Origin of the sequence: Streptomyces sp. NPDC090994 (assembly GCF_044768905.1) — a bacterium.
Lineage (GTDB): Bacteria > Actinomycetota > Actinomycetes > Streptomycetales > Streptomycetaceae > Streptomyces.
On record NZ_JBIVWS010000048.1, the window covers coordinates 1 to 2,121 of the forward strand.

At 59.6% G+C, this 2,121-nt stretch carries 2 protein-coding genes and 1 pseudogene; 1 reads left to right on the forward strand and 2 read right to left on the reverse strand.

The features are described 5' to 3' along the window. Positions 1 to 388 (forward strand): annotated as a pseudogene (locus ACIQR3_RS38090) (ISAzo13 family transposase); the annotation flags it as partial. Positions 389 to 496: 108 nt separating this feature from the next. Here the strand turns inward: ACIQR3_RS38090 and ACIQR3_RS38095 are convergent. Both ACIQR3_RS38095 and ACIQR3_RS38100 read right to left on the reverse strand, forming a co-directional pair. Beyond that, positions 497 to 1,450, reverse strand: a complete 954-nt coding sequence (locus ACIQR3_RS38095; RefSeq protein ID WP_403546162.1) for a hypothetical protein — start codon at positions 1,448 to 1,450, stop codon at positions 497 to 499. A gap of 362 nt (positions 1,451 to 1,812) precedes the next feature. Further along, on the reverse strand, positions 1,813 to 2,121 hold a 309-nt coding region (locus ACIQR3_RS38100; RefSeq protein ID WP_403546164.1), incomplete at its 5' end, for an FG-GAP-like repeat-containing protein.

Sequence of the window (2,121 nt, forward strand, 5' to 3'; positions counted from 1 at the left end):
ACTCCCCACCTGGCTGCGGCACCCCAGCCTCACTGGACTGGAGGCACCCGCCTTCGATGACCTCGCCGCCCGCTACCGCGCCTGGCGTGCCGAACTTCCACCGGTCCTCCTTCCCGGGAAACGTCCCGACGGTGGCCCCGGGGTCGGCGGCAGACGACTGTCCACCGCCGACCAACTCGTCGTCTTCCTCCTCAAAAAACGCTGATTCATGGCAAACACGGTGCTCGCCGAGGCGACCGGCCTGAGCAACAGCCGGATCGGCGCAACTCTCCGGGACGCGACCCAGGTACTCACCGCACTCGGCCACACCGCCTCCACCGGTGTCGTCACCGTGACCACGGCACAACAACTTGCCGCGATCGCCGGACATGATCTCGCGAGCTCATGACCCGCGCCAAGATCAAGGACTCATTTTTCGACAGCTCCCTGCGCGTGGGGCACGGGCATCAAGCCGTCCACACCCTGCTGACTTGCGTACATACAGGATGAAAATGGTTCAGTAGGCAGTTAGGGCGAAACCGTGGGTAGCTGCCATATTATTGATAGCCCAGCCTGCGTGCACATATAGAGGATTGCCGTCTACATTTCGAATGCGCATGGTGATGACTATTTTTTCACACTCTACTATCTGGGCATGGTCGATGTATAGCGAGTTCATCGCCGTCTGGTGATGTTTAGCGGTGGATATGCTCCAAGTATTCGGGGCGCTTTTGATGAGGGGACCGCACGGTTCACCCCCTGCGGTGAGGGGCTGAGCTTCGATCCAGGTTTCGGCCTTTGTTCCTGTGTACGCCGAAGTGCCACCGTCACAGATACTAGAAAGCGGCTTGCAGGTGCTCAGCGCAGCATCCTGCACTATGGTTGTCCGACCGGAACCGCGAGGCTCATAGGTGAAACTCATGACGCTGGTATCGCTGCCGCGCTGGATTATGGTGCCCTGTCCTTCCGAAAGCGTCCAACCGGCACTTCCTGCGTACTGGCTGCGATTCAGTTGGGCGCCTGCCGCAACCTGCATGGTGACGGTTCTGCCGTTGCGGATAATCGTCGAGTAGCTCGTCACGGATAGCCGACACGTGTAGGTGGCTGTAGTGGGTGCGGTAAATACCCACCTGATGGCCGGAGTGATGGAGACTTCCGAGGGGGGTACGATATTAGTCGCCCAGTATGCGCCGGCTTCTACCGACCCAGGCAGGGCAGTTCCGTCGGAGTACTGGCATATGATGGCAAACGTGTTGCCGATGTTGTCCCCGCTCTCCAAGGTGTCGACGGAGCTCGCGACGATTCCTGTTGATCTCAAATAAGAGCTCTCTCCTGCGGCGGAACCGAAGGTGATCTCCGTACCGGGAATATTTTTGTAGGTGTACGCATTGGGGTCCACCTCATACCGGAATGCAGGAGAGCCGGTGGATGCGGTAGCTGCGGCGACTTCCAGGCCACTCGTGACGATCAACCAAGTGAGTAGGATAAAAAAAGTAGAAAAGGCTCTGGAAAGAGGCAGTGAGCGTTTATTCATGGTTTCCTGGTCAAGGTCGGTGGAAGTTTCATAGGTGCGGCCTTCGGTCAGTGAGTGAAATACCGCATCAGTGAATCAGTGGGGAATGGTTGAGCCGGGTGGCGTGTCCGGCCTAGCCAGCCGACAGGTGCCGGAGTTGGGCCGGACACGCCACCCGGGACGCCGATCAACGATCGGGCAGCCGATGCGCACGATGATGACGGTCTTGGCAGGGTGTGGTACTGCGCGGTTGTTCCTCGACCTGCCGTATGCCGTGGGTGCGGCGGGATGGCAGCTGAGTAATCACCCGCAGATTTGGATCAGATCACGCTGCCTTGCCAGCGAGCCGACGGAAGCTGGAACCCCGTACCCGTGCTGAGGAACGAGAAGAGGGCATCGACCTTGCGGCCGTCAGCGGTAGTTTCCTTGTCGTAGTAGACAGCGACGTCATGCTTGCCGTCGCCGTTGTAGTCCCCGGAGGCCAACTGGCTACGGTTCCAGTCGAATGAACCTGTGCTGGTCCAAACCTTCTGTGGTGCCTGGAATTCGGTGCCGTCGCTGGTGAAGGTGTACAGGGAGGAGACGGCCTTGCCGTCGGTCGCGGTGCCGCCGTCGTAGAAGACAGCCAC